At 69.6% G+C, this 2,437-nt stretch carries 2 protein-coding genes and 1 pseudogene; 1 reads left to right on the forward strand and 2 read right to left on the reverse strand.

The genetic code is table 11. The annotated features are described in order from the left end of the window. Positions 1–441: 441 nt before the first annotated feature. A complete protein-coding gene (locus GVV04_RS31875) occupies positions 442–1,320 on the forward strand; it encodes an RNA polymerase sigma factor (RefSeq protein WP_161692710.1) in 879 nt (292 codons plus the stop codon). Between the two features lie 214 nt (positions 1,321–1,534). Here GVV04_RS31875 and GVV04_RS32555 read toward each other — a convergent pair. Then, positions 1,535–1,729 (reverse strand): annotated as a pseudogene (locus tag GVV04_RS32555) (transposase); the annotation flags it as partial. 158 nt (positions 1,730–1,887) lie between these two features. After that, positions 1,888–2,437, reverse strand: a 550-nt coding sequence (locus tag GVV04_RS32560) for a tetratricopeptide repeat protein (protein ID WP_407938870.1), incomplete at its 5' end; no start/stop codon positions are given.

Here is a 2,437-nt window from a genome sequence, read left to right on the forward strand (position 1 = left end):
CAGCCCCAACGAGTACGAGACTGCCTGGCACACCCGGCAGAACCATCCAGCCGAGCCACCTATCGCCACCCCTGCGCCAGCCGGCAGCAGGTAACCACCGCTCCATCAAAGCGGGGGAAACTCACTGTGAGTGTTGTCGGCGCCGTGTCATCGGTCGCGGGGTGAACCGGTGACAGCGCCGCCGCAAGCGTGGCTGACAGCTTCTGTCAGCCTGTCACAGGGCAGGTCAACCGGCTTCACCTGAATCTCCGACAGAGATGAGGGCCGATGAAGGGTCTTGCGGGTGGGCCGTTGACAGACGCCGGGGAATGGGCGGCGATTCGAGGTCTGAGTAGCTCTGTCAGAGGCTTGTGAGGCCCCTGTGGCGGAATCGGCGCCACCGCTCGCCGCGACAACACCGGCGGCGGTCATCGAATCCCTTCGTTGTCACAGGAGTTTGACATGAGCGTGTCCGACGTTACGGACTGGCCCACTTCCGCCCTTGACGCGGCGGCGACCGCCTTCGCCGCGCTGACGTGTGAACCCGCGCCGCTGGTGCTCGACTGCGCGGCGTTCGGTCCCGACACTGGTCTCCCGCAGGGGGTGCTGCCGCTGCCCGCGCTGCGGGACTGGCTGCTGCGCCACCCCCGTGCCTATACGGCGCGTGACGAGGTGTGGCGGGAGTTGATCCGCCGCGCCCGGCTCGACGGGCCGCACTGGCTCGTCGCCGCGGTCGGCATGGCGTTGCCGGCGCTGCGGCAGTACGCGGCCCGGCTCTGCGAGGGGTACGCCGGCGACCCGGCGGACGTGGATGCCGAGATCCTGACCGGCTTTCTGACCGCGCTGCGCGACCGGGCCGACCTGACCAGGCCGGCACCGTACGCGGGTCTGTGCAGGGCAGCGTGGCGGGCCGGGCGGGACCTGCGCCTGCAGCAGCGGGAGTACCTGCCGGTGGAGGACATCGAGCACGTCGCCGCCGGACCCCGGACCCCGAGGGTGCCGTACGGGCATCCGGACCTCCTCGTCCGCCGTGCGGTGACCCTCGGGATTCTCGACCCGGAGGACGAGCAGGCCTACATCGATGTCCGGCTCGGGCACCGCGCGATCGAGCCCATCGCCGCCATCAACGGCGTCAGCGTGGACGCCCTGCGCATGCGGCTGTCGCGCATCGACAGCCGCATTGCCGAGGCCCTCACCGACGGGCTGTTGACCGGAGGCGCGTCGCCGGAAACCGTGGCGCGACTGCGGCTGCGGGCCGGACAGCGCGGTCAGCGGCGGGCAGGCCGTGCCGCAGCCGCCCGCCGCGAATCCGGTCCGGCGCCGGCCGCAGCGGCTGCCTGACGGCTTCCCGCCCCACCCGAAGCGGCTGTGGCCCGACGTGCACCACGCCGGGCTACAGCCGCTTCTGCTTCCGCCCTAACAGAAACCGCCTGGCAGCACCTCACTCACAGGCAGCCGGAGCACCTCAAGTAAAAACACCCGCCAGTCGGAGCAGAAACACTGAGAAAAGAGCAGGTCAGCTGAGTACGTCCTGGATCGGCGTGAACAGGGCGGTCAGCCACGCCTCCAGGGTGTGTCGGCCTTGCGGTCGGGCAGGACATCAATCCGTTGCCGGGGCTGGGCGTCGATGAGCACGGTCGTGTAGCGATGGCGCCGTCGGAGGGCGAAGTCGTCCACCCCGAGCACGCGACGCACTGGCCGCACCGGGCAGCGGCAACCGCCGCAACACGCGCAATGCCGTAGCCCTGCTTGATGCTGTGGGCGCGGCAGGTGGCGGTGGGTGTAGGCCGGGGCCAGGCGGTGGGCTCGATGAGCCCACCTGCGGTGGCCGATCGCTGTGGCGACGTCCTGCCCATGGTTCCTCGTTGCGCATCCGCTGGGCGGTGCTGGTGTACGCCAAGTAGACGGTTACGGGCCAGTAACCACACCACCGTAGGAGCCGAAATCCAACTCGGTCGCGGCGGTGCCAGATCCGGTCATCCCGAGTTGCCACATTCGAGCCGCGTCTGCAACGTTCCCCCTTAGTTCGATCAGCTCCCGCAACGCCACGGACTCGCCACCACGGTTGACCGCCTGCCGCAACAGGGCCTCAGCACCGGCACCGTCACCAGCCTGCTGCCGCTGCGAAGCCACAAGCCGCAACGGGATGGTGTCACCACGGTCGGCAGCCTGGACGGCCAGAGCCTCAGCACCGGCGCGGTCACCGGCTCGCAGCAGCCGAAAGGCCAGGTCCAGCGACGCATTTAGATCGCCGCGGTCAGCTGCCTGGATGGCCAGGGATTCAGCACCATCGCGATCACCGGCCTCCTCCCGCATCCGAGCCAGGTCCCTCAACGCACCGGTGTCACCACGGTCGACCGCCCACTGGTACAGGGCCTCAGCACCAGCGCGATCACCCGCCCGCTGCCGAAGCCCGGCCAAATCCCTCAACGCACCGGTGTCACCACGGTCAGCTGCC

The organism is Micromonospora rubida (assembly GCF_009908295.1).
GTDB lineage: Bacteria > Actinomycetota > Actinomycetes > Mycobacteriales > Micromonosporaceae > Micromonospora > Micromonospora rubida.